The organism is Negadavirga shengliensis, from assembly GCF_042652345.1.
GTDB lineage: Bacteria > Bacteroidota > Bacteroidia > Cytophagales > Cyclobacteriaceae > Negadavirga > Negadavirga shengliensis.
In genome coordinates, this window is the sequence record NZ_JBHSJJ010000012.1 from 1 (window position 1) to 19,229 (window position 19,229).

Here is a 19,229-nt window from a genome sequence, read left to right on the forward strand (position 1 = left end):
GGGCAAGCTGTGTGCGGTCGGTGCCTTGTATGAATTTCATGGTAGAATTTACAAAAATTACCCTATATATCCCATAGAAAAAGTGTGAAATTTAATCTCCTACAGAACAGGGTTTTTAGACAGTCTGACGGTTCTCAGCTATACGCAGGCAGGGATTTGTACCACTGAACTTCCTACGAAGAACTGAACTTCAAATTTACCACTTTCCTGTCCTACGAAGCTCGAAACCCCTGCTTGCGTATAGGTGATGTTATGGCACGTTATTCTTTTCATTCTCTGTCTTTTATTACTTTTAAATTCGTTGAAAAATCGGAATATCGGTCGTCTTCTAATAGTCTTGTCCGAACTTCTTTTAACTGTTCAATCAATGGGTCAGGTATATTATATCTTGCTCCCAAACTTCTTCTTCTTTCTGTTTCTGTGAAATTTTGATATTCTTCCCAATGTATTTCTGGTGTATTCACTAAGTCAATCATTTCTCTTAATATCTCGAAAAGTTCTTTTGTCTCGTTTGAGCTACTGTCAAAATAGTCAAGTTGCTTCAGAATGTCGTTAGGAAGTGCATATCGCCAATTCTCCATTGAGTTCCTTCTATAATAATACCATCCGCCTTCCTTAAGGTTTCTGACAATTATCTTTTGAAGAATTATTGTATCCATTGAGACAGGTTTGTCACTAGAAAATGCTCTTTTAACTCTTGCAATCCGTTCCACAGAACTTTCAGTAATCTGTTTTTTCAAAATCTCAATGGTCTGTTCATTAATGTCCACCCCATATTTTTCCTTTGCATTTTTAATTTCTTGGTCAATATAGTTGTAGTCTTTTTCAAATTTTTGGTGATATGCTGAGTTGAGTTTTTCTTGATTAACTGTAGTTGATAATTGAAGTGTAAATGCTGTTAGTATGCAGAAAAGGAACGAAAGGAAAATCCACCTTCCTGCTTGATAGACAAGTCTAACCGTAAACCAACTTTGCATAAATACCACAATTGGTATTAGGACGAACAGTATCCAAAATTCTTCATAAAGGTTTAAATGATTGTCGTAACCGGGGGTTCCGAATAAAACAATTGGTAAGATTGAGCCAAACCGAGATATTATCATCAGAATGACCCAAAAAATCAAAATTACATTTGTGACTGAAAGATTTTTATAAATTCTGTCTTTTCTCCGATTTTGTTTCTTGTTCTGCATCCAAATCCATATTGTGATTGAAAGTCCCAATACAGTTGAAAGGAATGAGAAGAAATAATTAAAAAATAGAAGTTCATTGTTTTTTAAAATCAGTAAGTCCGCAGACATACTTGTTAAAAGTCTAAGCGATTCTCTTGAATGATTGAAAAATAACGAAATTGAAATTGCTGAAATCAGTCCTGCAACAATTCCAATCCAAAATCTCTGTCGACCGATATTCTGAATTGATATTTTTTCTTTTCTAAATAGAATGTTTGTCATTTAGCTCGGTCTTTCTATAATGTGCCATAACTCGTTTATTGGCGCGGTTTTTCCCCGCTCTATTGCAACATGCTGTTGGCTTGGCGCGGTTTTGCCTCCTTTTATATTTGAATGTCCATGTCCTCAATAGGGCTCCGGATCTCCCTGATTTCCCGGTTGCTCACATGGGTGTAAATTTCGGTCGTTCTGCTGCTTTGATGTCCAAGCAACTCTTGTATATACCTTATATCCGTCCCCCCTTCATGCAGGTGGGTCGCCCCGAAAAATCGGGGTAAACTATAGCTGTGGCGTAGCCAATGCGGCGTCACTGGCTTCTTGATGCCTGCCTTTTCTACCGCATTGTGTAAGACTTCAGCCAGGCTTCTCTCACTGTATTTGCCCCCTCCTTGCCCTTCAATCAGATAGTTTTCGGGTTTATAAGTTTTTAAATAGCTGTTAAAGTGAGTTTTTAGCATTTCTGGAAACCGGACAATCCTATCTTTGTTCCCCTTTCCTCGCCTCACTGTCACGATACCCCGGTCTGTATGGATATCCGTAACCCGCAGATTTAAAAGCTCACCCCGCCTCAGACCGCATGAATATAACAAAAGTAGCATAAACCTGTGCTTTGTGTTTGATAAGGCCTGTAGAATCGCCATTACTTCTTCCTTGCTCAGCACGTTCGGCAATGTCTTCGGCTTTTTTGGCCGCTTAATAAGTTCCGGGTTGAGTTGCCTATCCTCCAAAATGCTACAATATAACTTCACCCCATTAATTACCTGGGACTGGTAGGATGCGGAATACTTTCTTCTGATAATATAATCCCTGTTAAAAACCTCCAGGTCTTCGTTGGTAATGTTTCCCGGAGACTTGTTGTCCAAAAACCTGAAAAACAAGGCCACCGCTTCCGAATAGGTCTTGACGGTGGATGATGCATACCGCCTGTTTCGCAGCCAGTCCCTGAAGCGCTGTATTTCCTTTTCTAAAAAATCTTCCAATGCCGGCAAATCAGCGTGCCTCTCAGGCAAATCCACATCCTTAAATAAACTATAGTCCAGCCATACCTTCTTCCCCCTGAAATATTCCATCATTGAAGCAAGCTGAGTAGGCGTATAGGGAACCGCCCAAACCTTCTCTTTTACATGCCAGGTGCAGCCGGGATAGCCTTTCACCAATTCTTTTAACTCAAAGTCATAAGGGAACTCAAGCCGGATTACCGGACGCTTTTTTAAAGTTCCATTTTCCAGAATAATGGTTTTCCACATCGCTTTCAAAAAGTCGGTACAACCAATATATAAATTTAGTTCGAAACCCACCTGATTCATTGTTCTAAAACCCGGCTCCCAAATCCCCAAACCCCTCACTAAAACTAAAAAACATTTTCCAATTTAAAAATCCCCTGTTCACGGTATTTTTTCTTCATTACTCGTTAAAAAGCCTTATTATATATTTAAATAACCATACAAAAAGGATAACCCTACCGGTACCGCCCAGTCAGAAATCCCCTGCCCCCTACTTTTTTGCTATTGATTAAAGATGAAATTTTTTACACCCATAAGTGCCGATGGGACCATTTGATGACCACGTAGAGCAAAAGACTGTTTTCCCAGTTGGAAAAAACGCCATTTCCGCCTTGCGGATTTCCGGCGTTAGGAAATTTAAGAAGCGGGGGGCAAGGACCCACGCATGTCTGAGGAGGTTTTTGGCAGCAGATGCGGCAGATTAGTTTACTGTAAACTAAAAATTCACAAACACGCTTCACTGCCCTGTACCGCAATCTTTCACTTCATCATCGCCTTATGCCTTTCGCCCCAGGCTTGCAGTTCATTGATAATGGGATCGAGTTCACGGGTGATATCCGTCATTTCATATTCTACCCGCGGTGGCACCTCGGCATAGACGGTGCGCTTTACCAGCTTGTTGGCTTCCATTTTCCGCAGTTGGAGCGTAAGCATCCGCTCAGTGATTCCGGGGATGCTTTTTTTCAGCTCTCCAAACCGCAGCCTGCCTTTTTCCAATGCACAGCATATCGCCAGTGTCCATTGGCCGCTGATAAGGCCGGTGGCATAGACGACGGCGCAGCAGGCAGCCAGGGTTTGCTTGTTCTCAAAATTAACGGAGGATTCCTTTACCTTAGTCATTACTTACATTTATGTGAGTACCATACAATTGGTTGCAAATATACTAATAAGGGGAAACCCCTGTATATTGCACTGGATCCAATTTGATTTAAATAACCAAAAAAAGCAAAAATATGAAATCGAGCATGACGGGATCGTCACAAGCTGGGATGATTATAAAACATGCGAGATTCCATCTGACCTTAAAAAAACAATTATAAACAGATGAAAACTATTCTCTATGCTGCTGTTACGGCAAATGGAAACTACGGCGACAGCGATGCCGGGCAAATGCCAAAACAGGAAGAGCTGAACGACCTTTTCAACCACGCAAAAGAAGCGGGAAATATTGTGATGGGCCGCAGAACCTATGAAATTTTTGGCGGAGACGATACCTTTGCCGGCCTTGATGTGGTGGTGGTTTCGAGAACCGCTTCATTTGAAGGCGTAAAAACAGTGGCTTCGCTGCAAGAGATGCTGAATTACCTGGGGGAGAAAGGTTATCCGCAGGCATTTGTCATTGGCGGCGTTACCCTGCACAATGCCCTGCTTACCGAGGGGCTGATTGACGAATTGTACATCAACATCGAATCCTACATCGCAAAAGGGCTGGATTTAGGCCCTACCGATGACAGGTTTATCGAGTTGGAATTGATAGATCACCAACATATCGGCGCCGGCATCGTACAGATCCATTATAGAACAGTCTAAATACTTCTCTTATCCAAGAGCCACGAATGCCCTGAGGTGTACGTCTTTGTATGGGGATTCGTGGCTATTTTACTAAAGCAATACAGGCATTCTCTAGCCGATAACCTGAAAGAAGAGACTGCGTTCCCGGTTTGCGCGGGATTACCTCCTATCAAATCCGGACTTCAGAAAACCTTTAAAAATCAGTTTTCAGGGCATTTTTTGATCCAAGGCGGCAAAGCGGCTCAGCCCGGCATCCCGTACCGATCATTTGTTAATCGTTTTTAATTAACCGGCCGATTAAAAGCAAGTTAAAGCCAAATCTAAAGCAAGATTAAAGCAGGTTAGAAGCAAGAATACTTTATACCCTATTCCTATCAAAGCCGATGCCTACCTACCCTCTACCCCAGTCCCATACCTAGGCACGGCCGATAACTGATCCCAAAGAAGCGTGGCATCCCAGCCCCCGCATGAGAAAGATGCACCGTGCCTGCAGTATTTCCAGGGAAGGTTTAAGGTTCCTCTTTTTCCCCGGGGTTGAAACCCAAGGTTACATGATACCACCAAAACGGCATTTTGTAGCTGCATATCGGGCCTTAAAACCATGCAGACCGGCGTGGGTGCCTTCACCACTCTTTATCAGCAATATGAGGTCTTCTCATACTGTTTCGAATTCCTTTGGGTAAACTACCCTTCCCGAAATGTTTTTAAGCCCGTCCTTTACCAACTCAATGGCCATAAAAACGTTGGAAGGGACTTCAAACGGTGCTTTGATATTCCATTTTTCGGCTGGTTCAAATCCAAATTTTGGGTAATAGTGTTCGTGTCCCAATACGATGACCGACTGGAATCCCAAACCTTTTGCTACTTCCAATCCCTTTCTTATGAGTTGTCCGCCTATTCCGCATTTTTGAAATTCAGGTCTTACCGCCATGGGTGCAAGGGCCAAACTTTCATGAGCCTCTCCCTGGTCGTCTATTATGTTGATTTTGGTAAACAGAATGTGCCCCACCGTTTGATTGCTTTCGGTTGCGACAATTGAAAGTTCCGGAACAAAAACCACCGGGTTATTTCTTAAAGCATCCACCAATTTTGCCTCGCTGTCCTGTCCGAAAGCCAGGTGGTTTACTTCAAAAACTGCTGAAAAGTCGTCTTTTGTTTCTTGTCTTATATTTATCCGTTCTGTCATGCTGTTTACGGTGTCGTTTCAGGGTGAGGTAAAATCTCCCTGTTCTCTTTTCCCTATTCACTAAGTATTCAGAAAAGGAAAAATAGGGAACAGGGAACAGAAAATCGGGAACAGGGAACAGAAAATCGGACGAAAACTTCCCATTCCCGTTTCCCTATTCACTTTTAACTCAGTATTCAGGAAACAGAGAACAGGGAACAGGGAACAGAAAATCGAACAAAATCCCCCCATTCCCTTTTCCCTATTCACTTTTAACTCAGTATTCAGCGAGCCAGGAAACCGGGAACAGAGAACAGAAAATCGGACGAAATCCCCCATTAACTTTTCCCTATTCACTTTTCACGGAGTACTCAGGAAACAGAGAACCGGGAACAGGGAACAGAAAATCGGACGAAAACTTCCCATTCCCGTTTCCCTATTCACTTTTAACTCAATATTCAGGAAATGGGAACCGGGAAACGCAGGTGGCAAAAAGCCATCGCCCCTATTGCAATGACGTGGTATTTGGTCAGCTTGCTATATGGAAACTTTCAATAAAAGCCCGGAAGAGGTAAGGGCAAAAGATGGCAGAAACTAAAATTTGGATGTTTCTACCATCTTTTTTAAACAAAATCGTAGGCGATTATTCCTCAAACATCAGTTCATTGTAGTATTTGAAGCTGATCAATCCCAATGAACGTATAAATTGTTTTCGGGTAACCAAACCTTTTCTTTTGAGCTTTTTATAATCCACGATGTTCCTGTACACAAAAGCGTACAGCACCATCAAAAGTGCAAAAAGACCGTTTCCTATATTCTGAAAATAGTACAGATAACCGATTAAGGCAATAGGTCCTACTGTAATAATATGGTACTTAACTAATCTATTCATTTTTAACAGTTAAATTTACTGATTTTCTGGCTGTAATGCTCCATACCCTGCACATACTACGATTGAAAGTGGCGTATAAAGCCCTCTTGTAGATGCATTAAAAACCAGCGATATTCCATAGTCAGCAATTGAATACCCGGTAAAAGTATGGAACTTGTTGAAACAATCATTCGCATGCTCCCAAGTTTTAGAAAACCACCCACTGGTACCGTAACCCAAATCGGGATTCAAATAAATCATATCCCGCGAGCCGTCATTATAATCCCTATACCTCATTACAACCATCCCTTCTAAAGTGCGGATTTCGTTGTAAATACTTCCATCCCGCTCGACCCTCGTTGTACTCGCGAATGCCAGGTTGACTTCTCCTAAATTATTCAATGAGAAGGAAATCGCTTTGCTAGGATCGTTACTCAAAGGAGCCGAAATAAGGCTTCTGCTATACTCCGTATTTGTAATCTTAACCATATCAGCCGTGTTAAAGTTATAGTCATATCGGGCATTTGGATTGGCATTTAGCCAATTTTCTATTGGCTCTTTGTCAAGATGACCAGCGGATGAAATAATAAACAAATCCACTTCTTCGAATTCTTCATAAATATCCTGTTGACAAGAAAAAGTAACAGGAACCAATGCAAAAAGCAACAGACGATAGTTTAAACAGATTTTCATAATTACAAAATTTAAAGGTTAATAGATAAAACAATCAGCTGATGTGATACCAAACTTAACTAAAAAAACCAAAACTCAAAATAAATTCATAGTTTTCTAAACATTACCTCCCCCAAAATCAAACCTATTGCCGAGACTTTGGGGGCAATACGATTTTTGCTACTGGCATGGGCCTGGGAAATATGGTTCAGGTTCCATTTCCCCTTTCTCAAAAGAAGGCATGGAGGTTGCCTGCCATAAAAAATGGGGGCTTTACATCTATGGTGAAATAATAACCGTTATTCAGGGAACAGGGAATCGGGCGGAACTTTTCCCCATTCTCTATTCACTTTTAACTCAGTATCCAGGAAACAGAGAACCGGGAACAGGGAACAGAAAATCGGACGAAATCCCCCCATTCCCTTTTCCCTATTCACTTTTAACTCAGTATTCAGGAAACAGAGAACCGGGAACAGGGAACAGAAAATCGGACGAAATCCCCCATTCCCTTTTCCCTATTCACTTTTCACGGAGTACTCAGGAAACAGAGAACCGGGAACAGGGAACAGAAAATCGAACAAAATCCCCCCATTCCCTTTTCCCTATTCACTTTTAACTCAGTATTCAGCGAGCCAGGAAACCGGGAACAGAGAACAGAAAATCGGACGAAATCCCCCATTAACTTTTCCCTATTCACTTTTCACGGAGTACTCAGGAAACAGAGAACCGGGAACAGGGAACAGAAAATCGAACGAAAATAATCCCCCATTCACGTTACGGCCGTATGATCGTGCCGTCATGCTTCCTTACCGTCCAGTTGGACTTGGTGAACATGGGGTATTTGGCGGCGAGCTTTTCGTTGATGTCCACGCCCAGGCCGGGCACCTCGTTCACATACATGTAGCCATCCTTCATGGTCGGGGAACCGGGGAAAATCTCCCGCGACAGGTCCGAAATCCTGGCGGCCTCCTGAATGCCGAAATTCCACACCGCGAAATCGATATGGGCATTGGCGGCGTGTCCCACCGGCGACACATCCCCCGGCCCGTGCCAGGCGGTCTTGATGCCATAAAACTCGCCCAGCCTGGCCACCTTCATGGCGGGCGTGATGCCCCCAATCTGGGAAATGTGGATACGGATATAGTCAAACAAACGGTTGACCATAGGTTCCTTGAACTCGTTGATGTTGTTGAACAACTCACCCATGGAAATGGGCACCGAGGTGATTTTCCGGAGTTCTTTGAACCACTCCATCTGTTCGGGTGAAAAAGGATCTTCGATAAAGAAGGGCCGGTACGGCTCGGTGCTTTTGACCACGTTGATGGCGTCGATGGGATCCAGCCGCTCATGGATGTCATGCAGGAGCTCCACTTCCTCCCCGCACTGCTTGCGCACCTCTTCGAAAAGCCTGGGCACGGAGCGGATGTACCTGCCCTGGTCCATGTACTGGTCGGAAGGGATCCCGAATTCGGCCTTCTTAAAATCGGGCTCATCCGTAAGCCCCGTGCCCCCATAGCCGCCCTGCTGGATGCGGATGTACTTGTAGCCTTCCTCCATGAATTTGGTGACACTGTCGGCGGCTTCCTCGGGGGTCTTGCCGCTGGCGTGGGAATAACAGGGGATGGCAAAACGGCACTTTCCACCCAACAACTGGTAAACAGGCATGTTGGCCCGCTTGCCCTTGATGTCCCACAGGGCCTGATCCAGGCCGCTGATGGCATTGTTCAGCACCGGTCCGTTTCGCCAGTAGGAGCTGACATAGGCTGACTGCCACATGTCCTCGATGTTGTCCACATCCTTGCCCACGCAGAATTCCTGCAGGTATTTTTCTACGGCGGTGATGACCGTAAAGGCCCGCTGGGTAAAGGTGGCGCAGCCCAGGCCATACAAGCCCGGTTCGGAAGTCTCCACCTTGACCACGATCAGGTTCGAGCCGCTGGGAGCGGTGCCGATGGCCTTGACGTTGGTGATTTTCAATGGTGGCAGGCCCCTCATGTAGGAAGGTGTCTCTTTTTCTGCTACAGCTGCTTTGGCCTGTGCGCCGGGATAAAGCCCCAGCATGCCGGCCATGGACCCCAATCCAAGGCCTTTGAGTACTTTTCTTCTGGTGTTTTGGGTAAACTTGTTCATGTTTTTATTTTAATGGTTTAGGGAAACGTCAGGCCGGAAGTGCAAAATCCGAAACGCTGCTGGTGTTTCCCGTTATGGTTATTATTTTAATTTGTTGCATAATCCTGTCATCAGGTTCATGAGGTGAAACGCTTCTTCACCAGTCCACCACGGATCCGTCGAAGGGATGGTAGGACTCTGGGTTTTTCCAGTCATGGCCGATCTTGTCTTCCAGGGCATCTTCATCCAATTCCACACCCAGTCCCGGTCCCTGGGGGATCATGACGCTGCCGTCTGATTGCAGTTTAAAGGGATTCTTCAGATACCCCTCCCCCAAAGACACCTGTTCCTGTACCAGGAAATTGGGGATGCTGGCGGCAAGGTGCAGGCCACAGGCCAGGGAAATCGGCCCCATAGGATTGTGAGGGGCAATGGCCGCGTAGTAAGCCTCGGCCATGCCGGCAATCAGGCGGCACTCCGTCAGGCCACCCGCATGGCAGATGTCGGGTTGCAGGATACTGGCAGCCCCTTTCTCCAGGATTTCCCGGAAGCCCCACTTGGTAAAGATCCGCTCCCCGGTGGCAATCGGCAGGTGGGTGCCTCTGGCAATGTCCGCCATCACATCCACGTTCTGTGCCTGGCACGGCTCTTCAATGAACATGGGCTGAAAGGGTTCCAGTTCTTTGATGAGCAATTTGGCCGTTTGCGGGGAGATGGCGCCGTGAAAATCAATGCCGATATCCATCTCATCCCCTCCGGCCTCTCTCAGTGAGGCAAAATTGTCTATCGCGTATTTGACAAAGGCAGGATTTTCCACGATGCCGGCAGGCTGTTTTTTGGCCACGCCGGTTTTGATGACGGTATAGCCTTCCTGCTTGCGCTTTTTCATATCTTCGGCATTGCTGGCCCTTCCGTAGATGCGCACCCTGTCCCGGGTGGGGCCGCCAAAAAGTTCATACACCGGCACGCCCAACAGTTTTCCTTTGATGTCCCACAATGCCTGGTCGATCCCGCTCAGGGCACTGGTAAGGATGGGCCCTCCCCTGTAAAAAGCATGCCGGTAAATGGCCTGCCAGTGGTGGACCACCTGCCGGGGATCCTTTCCGACCAGGTAGGGCTCAATCTCCTTGATGGCCGTCTGTATGGTCAGCGCCCTGCCTTCCAGCAGCGGCTCGCCCAAACCCACGACACCTTCGTCGGTATGGATTTTCAGAAATATCCAGCGGGGTTTCACCAGAAACGTCTCCAACCGGCTGATCCTCACCTGCCCAGGCTCCTTTTTGGCAGCAGGCTGGTGGGCATAGGAAGAAAGCGGGAGCAAAAGACTGGTCCCCGCCAGACCAAGCACCGACTGTATGGCGGACCGGCGGGAAACAGTGGATGACTTGCCAACCCTGTTTTGCTTGATGGGTGGTTTTTTCATGGTTTATGATTAGTTAATTTTAATTTGCACACTACAAAAGTCATGGATGAGGTAATTTGGATGATTCTCCGATTTTTAATTTCGTTTCCATTAAAATTCTTTGAGACTGACGTTGGGGATCATGAAGCTTTGAGATCAATAACTCTACCGCTTTCCTTCCCAATTCACCCAGCGGTTGTTCGAGATAGGTAATCGGACACTCATATAATTCAAAGCTTTCGGCCTGTCCGTAACTCACAATAGCAAGCTGCTGGGGTATTTTGATCTTCAACTGTCTGATGTATTTTAATCCATTAATGGCCAAGCGATAAGTACCGAAGACAACGGCATGAACCGGATCCTCTGCTCGGAGCATTTCGTTCATCGCATTCTTCATATCCGTTTCTACTTTATCAAAACCGATATCTTTAAACCACGCTTCCTTTGGTTGAATACCTGCTTCCTCAAGGGCGCTGATTACGCCACGCTTCCTTTCCTGCATATGGAAAAGTTCCGATTCATATCCTATGAAGCCTATTTTATGAAATCCGTTTTTCAGCAAATGGTCCGTAGCCGAAAAGGAGGCCTGATGGCTGTCGATAGAGACATAATCCGTATCCAATTCAGGGAAGTACCGGTCCAAAAGCACAAAGGGATAATTTTTTTCCTGCAATATCCGGATCTGTTTGGAGGATTTTTCGGTACAGACAATGATCAAACCATCCACTTGCCGGTTGACAAAAACATTGATAAGATCTTTAAAATTTTCGGGTTTCTCATCCGAACTTCCTATTAAGACGGTATATCCCGATTTTTTGGCCTGGTCCTCTACTACCCTGGCAATATTGGCGAAAAAAGGATTGGCAATGTCTGCAATAATCAATCCTATCGTCAGCGTCTTGCCACTCCGTAAGCTTTTTGCTACATAATTGGGTTTGTATTTAAGATCCTGCGCGATTTTTCTTATTTTTTCGGTCATCGCTATCCCTACACGGCTTTCTTTCTCCTTCCCATTAAGCACATAAGAAACCAACGCAGTAGACACACCGGCTTTTTTCGCGATATCTTTTAATGAAATTTTCTTTTTATAAGTCATTGAAAACCGATGAAAGGCTCGAAATCCAGGCATAGCACCAAATATTAAAGATAACAAATTTTAATGTTTGGCGCTATGTTCTATGACAGCAATCCATACTGACCATGGTTTTTGCAAGTGAAACTGCCTTTAGGGAACGTCCCACCAGACTCTGCGATCCAGATTATTGGGTCCTTGCCTGCTCAAAGCTTCTTGCAGGTTGGAAAGGTTAACCACCGTTTCGCTATCGGGATAGGGCATGCTTCGAATGAAATCCCCCGAAATTTCAGAACCGGTATAGGGGTTTTTTTGCAATACGGGATAGCCGCTTCTTCTAAAATTGGCGAACAACTCTGATCCATCCAGGAATGATGCAATCCAGTACTCCGTATTGATCTGTTCCAACGCCGCTTCGGCTCCCAAAGGATGATCGGCAATGTATTGCCCGATATCATTTTCGGCGATGGCCGCAGCATCGTCATACAAAGCCATTTGCTCCATATGAGCCCTAATACCTGCATGGTAATAGTCAGCAGGACTTCCTGAGACCCAACCTCTATGAGCGGCTTCCGCAAGCAGCAACAGGGTTTGGGCATAAGTCAGGAAAAACTGGGGGGAATCGATTTTCAAAACCGTATAAATATTGGCCTGGGAAAAATCCCACAGGCTCACCACACCGTTTTCCGCCAGCACGCTATTGATGGACACATCGTCGTGTCCCATAGGCATCCCCACCTGTAGGGCAGGATCCGTACTGATCCGGTTGATGGTTTGGCTTGGCCCGTTGGTAGCCCCTACATGCCTTATGGCAATCGACTTCAATCTGGGATCATGGTTGTTTTTCAGATGATTAACAAAAGGAGCCGTCAAGTAGTAGTTGGCTTTTTCTCTGGCACCCAGATGTACTCCCAGGTGATTGTTGAAAACAGATGTGTTTCTTAAAACCGCGTTTTCGGCGTTGGAGGTGATAAGTCCTCCGTTCACAGCCACATTGACATAATTTTGGGCGGTGCCGGGATCTACTTTGGAAAGCCTCATGGCGGCCCTCAACATTAAGGAATAGCCGAATTTTTTCCATTTATCCGGCGAACCCCCATAAAGAATTTCACTGGTGGCAGTCGGGAGGGAAGGGTTAAGCGCGGCGGATGCCTGCTCAAGTTCGTTCAAAATGTCTTTATAAATGACTTCCTGACTATCGTACGCAGGAGTTACGATCTGCTCAATAAAACCTTTGGCCCCCTCATAATAGGGAATATCCCCATAATTATCCGTCAACACCATAAAACAATACGCTTTCCATATCCTTGCCGCATGGTAGAGATTGGCGTTTTCGGGATCTTCCTGGCTCTTTTCCAAAGCCTCCACTGTATTTTTCAGCGCGTTGCGGTAGGTGTTTTGCCAAATGTTCTGCGCTATGGGAAGGTTCAATTGGTTATAATTAGCGCCTGCAAGTGAGCTTCCAAAGGGAGTGATGATCTGCTGGACGATGCCGAAATTGTAGGACAGATCCTGTAAGGTAGCAAACCCATCCCTGTACCTCATATCCAATATTCCCTGGTTGAGCAAAAACAATGGGCTTAATGTGGTAGGATCCACTTTGTTGGTATTGATGTCATCAAAATTTTCGTCACAACTGAATACACCCATTCCTATGCATAGGCATACCAGGTATTTAAATAGTGTTTTCATAATTTCTAAAATTTTGCGTTTAGATTGAATCCCAAACTTCTTGTAGGTGGTAAAGCTGGCCAGAAATCCAGACCGTTGGCATTGTCAGAGGTCACGGCTATATTTTCAGGGTCCATGTTTTCCGTCCATTTTTTAATGATGAGGACGTTGTTGGATACCGCGCTGACCCTGAGGTTCTTTATAAATAGGTTTTGGGGCAGGTGCTTGCTGAAATCATAGCTTAAGGAAACCTGTCTGAGTTTCCAGAAGCCCGCATTGCTCACCCAGTCTTCATTGATGCCCAGCACATTGGTGGTTTCATAAAACGGCTGGATCAAAGAAGGTGTTGTGTTGGTCTCTCCGTTCGTATTCACACCTTCTCCTATGACAAACCCTTCCGCCCTGCCATCCAAAGTATTTTTATGCAAACCGTGTCTTAGGTAATTCTGATTCCGTCCGGCGATCATCTTGTGGCCCAACTTAAAATCTATCAATGTGAAAAGACTTAGTCCCCTATACGTAAAGGTGTTGGTAATCCCTCCAAAGTATTTAGGGATGACTGAGCCCACATTTTGGGGAACATCGTTGCGCAGGGGTCTGCCACTATTGGCATCAAATACCATTCTCCCCTGGTCATCGCGCAAATAGGTGAAGGTATACAGTTGACCTATGGGTTGCCCCACGACCTGACGAAGGATTCTTCCGCCACCGTCACTGACTGTGATCATGGTATCCGCCTCTGTTAACCCCAGCTGCAGCACCCTGGATGTGTTGTAGGTTGCGTTTACGCTGGCATCCCAGACAAAATCTTTTGTTCTGACCGGCGAACCCGACACCAAAAATTCAACCCCCTGGTTCATGCTCCGCCCTATATTTATCAGTTGGTTGGTATAGCTTGATGCATCGGAAATCTGTGTGGCGAGGATTTGATCATTGGTGATTTTCTTATAATAAGCAAAATCAAAGGTGATTTTTTCATCAAAAAGCCTCAATTCCATTCCGATTTCCGTCTCCTGAACCCTCAAAGGCTTGAGATTGGTGTTGGGAACGGTGTTGGTGTTCACCCTCCCAATGGGAGAGGGTAATCCGTCCGGATTGGGAAAAAGGTTGTTATCTACCGCAAAAAACAGGGCATTGGAATAAGGCGCCACGTTATCGTCTCCCACTTCGGCATACGCGGCCCTCAATTTTCCGAAGTAAAGCCAGTCGGGTAAATTCTGGAAAGCCTGGGAGAAGACAAAGCTCGTAGCCACAGAAGGGTACATAATGCTCCTGTTGGCGGGTGCCAATGTAGAAAACCAATCATTTCTCGCGGTTAGGTTTAAAAAGAGCCATTCCTTATAAGATACTTCAGCCAAACCATATAGAGAATTGATTTTTCTTTCTGAAAGGCTGTATAGCGGATTCTTAACCCTGCCATTCATAATGGTATATAACTGAGGAATTACAAAGTCACGCACGCTTACGCTGTTGTACTCCATCCTTACGAACCTTTGGTTCCCTCCCATGGTCAGGTCTACCCTGAAATCGCCAAATTCACGGTTTGCTCCGATCAAAAAATCGTGATTCGTTTCCCGGAACCTTCTGACGTCCTGGGTATAAGTTCCATTAACAAACCCGGCCGGAGCGGGCGGTATGGGTGCATATCCATTGGGGGTGTTGTAATCATGATCTCTCACATAAAAATCCATGGAGAGCCTGCCCATCGCATATAACCAGGGAGTAAACTGATAAGTCAGGGAGAGGTTGCCAATTAGGCGGTCCCGTTTGACGTTTTCAAACCGCCGTGTAGTGGAATAATAGGGATTGTTTCTTACCAAGAAACGGGACATCACAATTTCGCTGCCGTCGGGATAGGTAACGTTATTTCTCAAGGCTTCAAACGGCATGGAATTGGCCAGGGTCATGACTACCGTTGCTGTGGAAAAATCCTGGGCGTTTACCTGGGGCGGGTTCTGGTTGTCTTCATGAGAATAATTCGCATTGCCAGCGGCTACCAGTTTGGACGTAATATTTTGGGAAAATCCAAGATTAATTGTCTTCCGGTTCAGCTTGGAATTGGGGACTATACTTTTATTGTCAGTATTGGCAAAGGAGAGACTAAAACCTCCATTTTCCCCGCTGTTGGAAACCGTAAGGGTGTTGGTCCAGTTGGTTCCTATGTTATAAAACTGCCTGATTCTATTGTAAACCGGTTCATAGGGCCATTCTTCATTGTCGAAAAGTATCTGGGTCATGCCCGGCTGAAACCGTTCGCCAAAACTCCATACACCTGAAGTGGGAAAGGCCGAGGTGGGTCTTACTCCTCCTTCCCCTTGTCCGTACTCGTACTGAAAATCTGTAAAGTCCAAGGGCGTATCCGTCGTAAAGTTAGAATTCAACTCCACTCCGAGCCCGGGTGCCGTGTTTTTCGAACGCGTGGTGATCATGATGACCCCATCTTTCGCCCTGGAGCCATAGAGGGCTCCCGCAGTAGCGCCTTTCAGTACAGTCAGGGTTTCTATATCATCAGGGTTGATACTGAGCAAGCCATCCCCGCCATCGGAATTGTTCAGTTCCCTGTTTCCGAAGTTGCCTCCGAGCGAATAGTTGGAGTTGTCCATAGGAACGCCGTTGATGACGATCAAGGGGTTGTTTTGACCGCTGAAAGATGATTGGCCCCGTATCCGGATTTTACTTGTCCCTCCCGGACCAGTCGACATTGAGGAAATGTTCACTCCCGCTATTTTACCCTGCAAAGCATCGGCAAAATTCGGGGTCCGGTTTTCCGCTATCAGCCCCCGGTCCAGGGTTGTGGTGGCAAAACCCAGGGTCTTGGCTTCCCGCCGAATGCCCAAAGCCGTGACGACTACCTCGTCAAGCCCGATATCACTGCTGCTCAGCACGACATTGATTTGGGTACGGTTGTTAAGGCTCACCGTCTGGCTCTGATATCCTATGTAGGAAAAAACCAGTTCCGCCGTCGGCGGCGCACCTAGCATGAAATTACCGTCCAGATCTGTAACAGTACCCCTGGAGGTTCCACTGATGACAATACTTACTCCGGGAATAGGTTCTCCGTTGACATCGACTACGGTCCCGGTCACGCTGCTTTCTTGGGCATAACAAATCCCCCCGGAAAGCATGAGCAGGAAAAATGCAAATAAAATTTTTTCCATGATTCGGTTAAGGGTTGGGTTTAATGTATGTTGAACTGAGAAAATTGCTTTCATTAAATGCTTAATCAATTAAGCAGATGAATAAAACATCCGTTTATACCTGAACAAAGTGCACCTCTCTTTAACTACTCAACCGGAAAACATTCTTTGAAAACTAAAATCAGAATGAATATATGCTTAATCGATTAAATAAACAAGCATAAAATTATTAGAATGTTGAATTTAAAAGGCTATTATTTCAAATAAACAACATATTTAAGGATAAAAATACAATTAAAAAATAATACTTAATATATAATACTATAACTATTTTGATAATTTAAAAGCTTGAAATATTTTAAAACTAATCTCTTATATGACTATTTCAGTAACTTGTTTTACCTTTTGGAAATCTGAAAAAATCTGCAAAATTTATTTTGACACGGCCACGGATGTTATGCAAACGGGTTTCCAATCGCCGTCTGCCTGGCATGGTCGGGGCTGGCCTTGCAAAGAGCAGCCTTTCTGAAAAGACAAAACCTGCTACCAGTTATGAATAGCCCCATCCGGACTCAACAAATAGGGATGGGGAAAGGGGGTGTTTTCCGTCACCTCAAAAAGCAAATCCGCTTTGCCGGGGTCAAATTTCACCCCCAGGCCCGGGTTCGGGTTCAGATGCACCTTGCCCTCCCTGAAGTCTATAAAATCCTCATTGAAATAAGCCGGCTTTTCAGGTTCACCTCCGGCAAGTTCTATCATACAGCGCGTTGGGCTGGAAGAACCCAGCACATGGATCAGCGCTGCCGTGGACAGCGGTCCGGTAAAATGGGGGAGTATACCCACATAATGGGTTTCCCCTATGGCGAGGATCTTTTTCAGTTCGGTGATACCCCCTGTATTGGGCAAAGTGACCCGGCTGTAATCGATCAAGTGGTTTTCCATCAGCACATTGGTATCCCAGCGGTCCCCAAACTGCTCGCCCACCGCTATCGGCACCTTGGTCATGTTACGGATGGTGCGGTAGACCTCCGGGTTTTCCGAGCGGATGATGTCCTCCACGAAATAGGGCTCCATTTTCTCCAGTTCGGAACATATCTTTATGGCCTCAGGGGTATCAAAACGCGTATGCAGGTCTATTGCCCAGTTGCCCATGCCGCCCACTGCCTTGTCGATGCGTTCACAGAATTCAACGGTTTTCCTTGCGTGCTCATAGAAATCAAAAGGCTCATCTCCATTTCCCCCTGTGGGGCCTATGCGGTAGCAGCGCAGGCCGGCAGCCAGGCAATCCTGCGCGCGCCCCTCCTGTGTGGTGGCTTTGGAATTCCGGAACCCGGTGGCATAGCATTCCACATAATTTCGGGTTTTGCCCCCCAGCAGGTCATAGACCGGTACCTCAAGGGCTTTGCCTTTAAGGTCCCAAAGGGCCATTTCTATGGCGCCCAAACCGTGCAGCTTTTCCCTGCCAGGTGGATAAAACATACCCCGGTACAGGTACTGCCAGAGATGCTCTATCCTGAAGGGGTCCTCACCGATCAGCATTTCGGCGCACTGCCTTACCATGTCCGGCGTTCCCCCTTCGCCCACACCGATTAGGCCGGAGTCTGTTTCGACTTCCACGATGCCTCTTGCTTGGTTAAATAAAGGCTTGGTATAGCCGGGAGCGGCATAATATCGGATTTTTTTGATTTTAAGATCCGAATAATCAAAAGCCCTGGCAGGATGGGTCAAGCCCGTAAACAACGCAGCAGAACCTACAGCCCCCAGTTTCAAAAACTTTCTTCTTTGCATGGATTTATTGTCATCTGGAAAAACAAGGACAGCATATACTTTACTGTTTGGCCTTTTGGACCAATTATCTTTTAATGTTCTTATTTTTTTGTTAAAAAGCAAATGGTAACTGGTGAGGGGCCGGAATAAAGATTTGAAATGAGGCATCAGATGGCCAATGCGGTTTTCGGATTTTAGAAAAAACCTTTTTTGGTTTTGGGGATTTAAATTTACCTTCGCCCTTCGTAGGAAACAGAAATGATAAAAGAATGAGAACCTGGTTTTTGTGCAAAGTAAAATATGCCAAGGAAAATGAGCAGGGCCTGCTCAAAAATGTGTCTGAACAATACCTGGTGGATGCGGTATCCTTTACCGAGGCCGAAGCCAGGATTTATGACATGCTGGGCAGTGTGATCCGCGGGGATTTTCAGGTGACCAACATCAGCAAAAGCAATATTGTAGATGTTTTTTTCTATGAAGACATTGATGTATGGCACAAATGCAAGATCACCTATATTGTAGCCGATGCCGATAGCGGAAAAGAAAAAAAGGTGACGCAGTTCATGCTGGTTACCGCCCACGATGTGAAGGAGGCCTATGAAAGGATCTATGAGAGCCTCAATAACATGTTGGTGACCTTCAAGGTGCCGGAAGTGACGGAAAGCCCGATTGTAGAGGTGTTTCCCTATGAAAAAGACGACGAGGAACTGAATCCTCCGGTACCGGAAAACCTGAAGCCGGTTGAGGATAGGGCAGAGGAATAAGGTAGGAATGTAAGTTGATATTGACGGTTCCCCCGCCAATGCGGTGAATTACGATGAAGCCGTCCCAGACATTATATAAACATTATGGGATCGCTTCATCGCGGGAAACGGCTCCGTCAATTATTCCGACCGGTTTCCGCTTCTCACGATGACAGACTCCTGCGTCACGGCGGTCTAACATTTAAAAAATGTACAAATAGGGATGACGGTTTCCTTCATGCGCAGCCGGTATGGTCGTCCAAAACCGCCATAATCAGTGTTTTTCAACCAATTGAAAACAGTGCATTGTACAACACGTCATCGGCAGGAGTTTATCCAGGCCAACCGGGGAAGTGATCTTTTTCTGTACGCTA

The 19,229-nt window shown here is 45.7% G+C and carries 15 protein-coding genes; 2 read left to right on the plus strand and 13 right to left on the minus strand.

What is annotated here, in order from left to right; genetic code table 11:
• Positions 1–138: 138 nt before the first annotated feature.
• From ACFPFU_RS18185 to ACFPFU_RS18200, 4 genes are all read right to left on the minus strand, one after another.
• Entirely contained in the window at positions 139–273 is a 135-nt protein-coding gene (locus ACFPFU_RS18185; RefSeq protein ID WP_377066698.1) for a hypothetical protein, read from the minus strand.
• Complete coding sequence (locus tag ACFPFU_RS18190; protein WP_377066700.1) at positions 270–1,454, minus strand: hypothetical protein; 1,185 nt, start codon at positions 1,452–1,454, stop codon at positions 270–272. The genes ACFPFU_RS18185 and ACFPFU_RS18190 overlap by 4 nt, the downstream gene beginning before the upstream one ends.
• A 101-nt stretch (positions 1,455–1,555) precedes the next feature.
• Positions 1,556–2,698: a tyrosine-type recombinase/integrase gene (locus ACFPFU_RS18195; RefSeq protein WP_377066702.1), complete on the minus strand. Its 1,143-nt coding sequence runs from the start codon at positions 2,696–2,698 to the stop codon at positions 1,556–1,558.
• Positions 2,699–3,214: 516 nt separating this feature from the next.
• Positions 3,215–3,574 (minus strand): winged helix-turn-helix transcriptional regulator, encoded by a 360-nt coding sequence (locus ACFPFU_RS18200; RefSeq protein ID WP_377066704.1) that lies wholly within the window; start codon positions 3,572–3,574, stop codon positions 3,215–3,217.
• A gap of 204 nt (positions 3,575–3,778) precedes the next feature.
• Here ACFPFU_RS18200 and ACFPFU_RS18205 point away from each other — a divergent pair, with 204 nt between their 5' ends.
• Positions 3,779–4,264 (plus strand): dihydrofolate reductase family protein, encoded by a 486-nt coding sequence (locus ACFPFU_RS18205; RefSeq protein ID WP_377066706.1) that lies wholly within the window; start codon positions 3,779–3,781, stop codon positions 4,262–4,264.
• A 637-nt stretch (positions 4,265–4,901) separates the two neighbouring features.
• On the opposite strand, the gene ACFPFU_RS18210 is transcribed toward ACFPFU_RS18205, so the two are convergent.
• From ACFPFU_RS18210 to ACFPFU_RS18250, 9 genes are all read right to left on the minus strand, one after another.
• Positions 4,902–5,432, minus strand: coding sequence for a GNAT family N-acetyltransferase (locus ACFPFU_RS18210; RefSeq protein ID WP_377066708.1), 531 nt, complete (start codon positions 5,430–5,432; stop codon positions 4,902–4,904).
• 622 nt (positions 5,433–6,054) lie between these two features.
• Complete coding sequence (locus ACFPFU_RS18215) at positions 6,055–6,303, minus strand: hypothetical protein (protein WP_377066710.1); 249 nt, start codon at positions 6,301–6,303, stop codon at positions 6,055–6,057.
• A 15-nt stretch (positions 6,304–6,318) separates the two neighbouring features.
• Positions 6,319–6,975 (minus strand): hypothetical protein, encoded by a 657-nt coding sequence (locus ACFPFU_RS18220; RefSeq protein ID WP_377066712.1) that lies wholly within the window; start codon positions 6,973–6,975, stop codon positions 6,319–6,321.
• A 753-nt stretch (positions 6,976–7,728) separates the two neighbouring features.
• Positions 7,729–9,084 (minus strand): enolase C-terminal domain-like protein, encoded by a 1,356-nt coding sequence (locus ACFPFU_RS18225; RefSeq protein ID WP_377066714.1) that lies wholly within the window; start codon positions 9,082–9,084, stop codon positions 7,729–7,731.
• A 136-nt stretch (positions 9,085–9,220) separates the two neighbouring features.
• Entirely contained in the window at positions 9,221–10,486 is a 1,266-nt protein-coding gene (dgoD, locus tag ACFPFU_RS18230; protein WP_377066716.1) for a galactonate dehydratase, read from the minus strand.
• 40 nt (positions 10,487–10,526) lie between these two features.
• A complete protein-coding gene (locus ACFPFU_RS18235; protein WP_377066718.1) occupies positions 10,527–11,594 on the minus strand; it encodes a LacI family DNA-binding transcriptional regulator in 1,068 nt (355 codons plus the stop codon).
• A gap of 96 nt (positions 11,595–11,690) precedes the next feature.
• Positions 11,691–13,229, minus strand: a complete 1,539-nt coding sequence (locus ACFPFU_RS18240; protein ID WP_377066720.1) for a SusD/RagB family nutrient-binding outer membrane lipoprotein — start codon at positions 13,227–13,229, stop codon at positions 11,691–11,693.
• Positions 13,230–13,234: 5 nt separating this feature from the next.
• Positions 13,235–16,366 (minus strand): SusC/RagA family TonB-linked outer membrane protein, encoded by a 3,132-nt coding sequence (locus tag ACFPFU_RS18245; protein ID WP_377066722.1) that lies wholly within the window; start codon positions 16,364–16,366, stop codon positions 13,235–13,237.
• 522 nt (positions 16,367–16,888) lie between these two features.
• Positions 16,889–18,133 (minus strand): mandelate racemase/muconate lactonizing enzyme family protein, encoded by a 1,245-nt coding sequence (locus ACFPFU_RS18250; protein WP_377066724.1) that lies wholly within the window; start codon positions 18,131–18,133, stop codon positions 16,889–16,891.
• Between the two features lie 248 nt (positions 18,134–18,381).
• On the opposite strand from ACFPFU_RS18250, the gene ACFPFU_RS18255 reads away from it, so the two are divergent.
• Positions 18,382–18,876, plus strand: a complete 495-nt coding sequence (locus ACFPFU_RS18255) for a DUF4494 domain-containing protein (RefSeq protein ID WP_377066726.1) — start codon at positions 18,382–18,384, stop codon at positions 18,874–18,876.
• Positions 18,877–19,229: the final 353 nt, after the last annotated feature.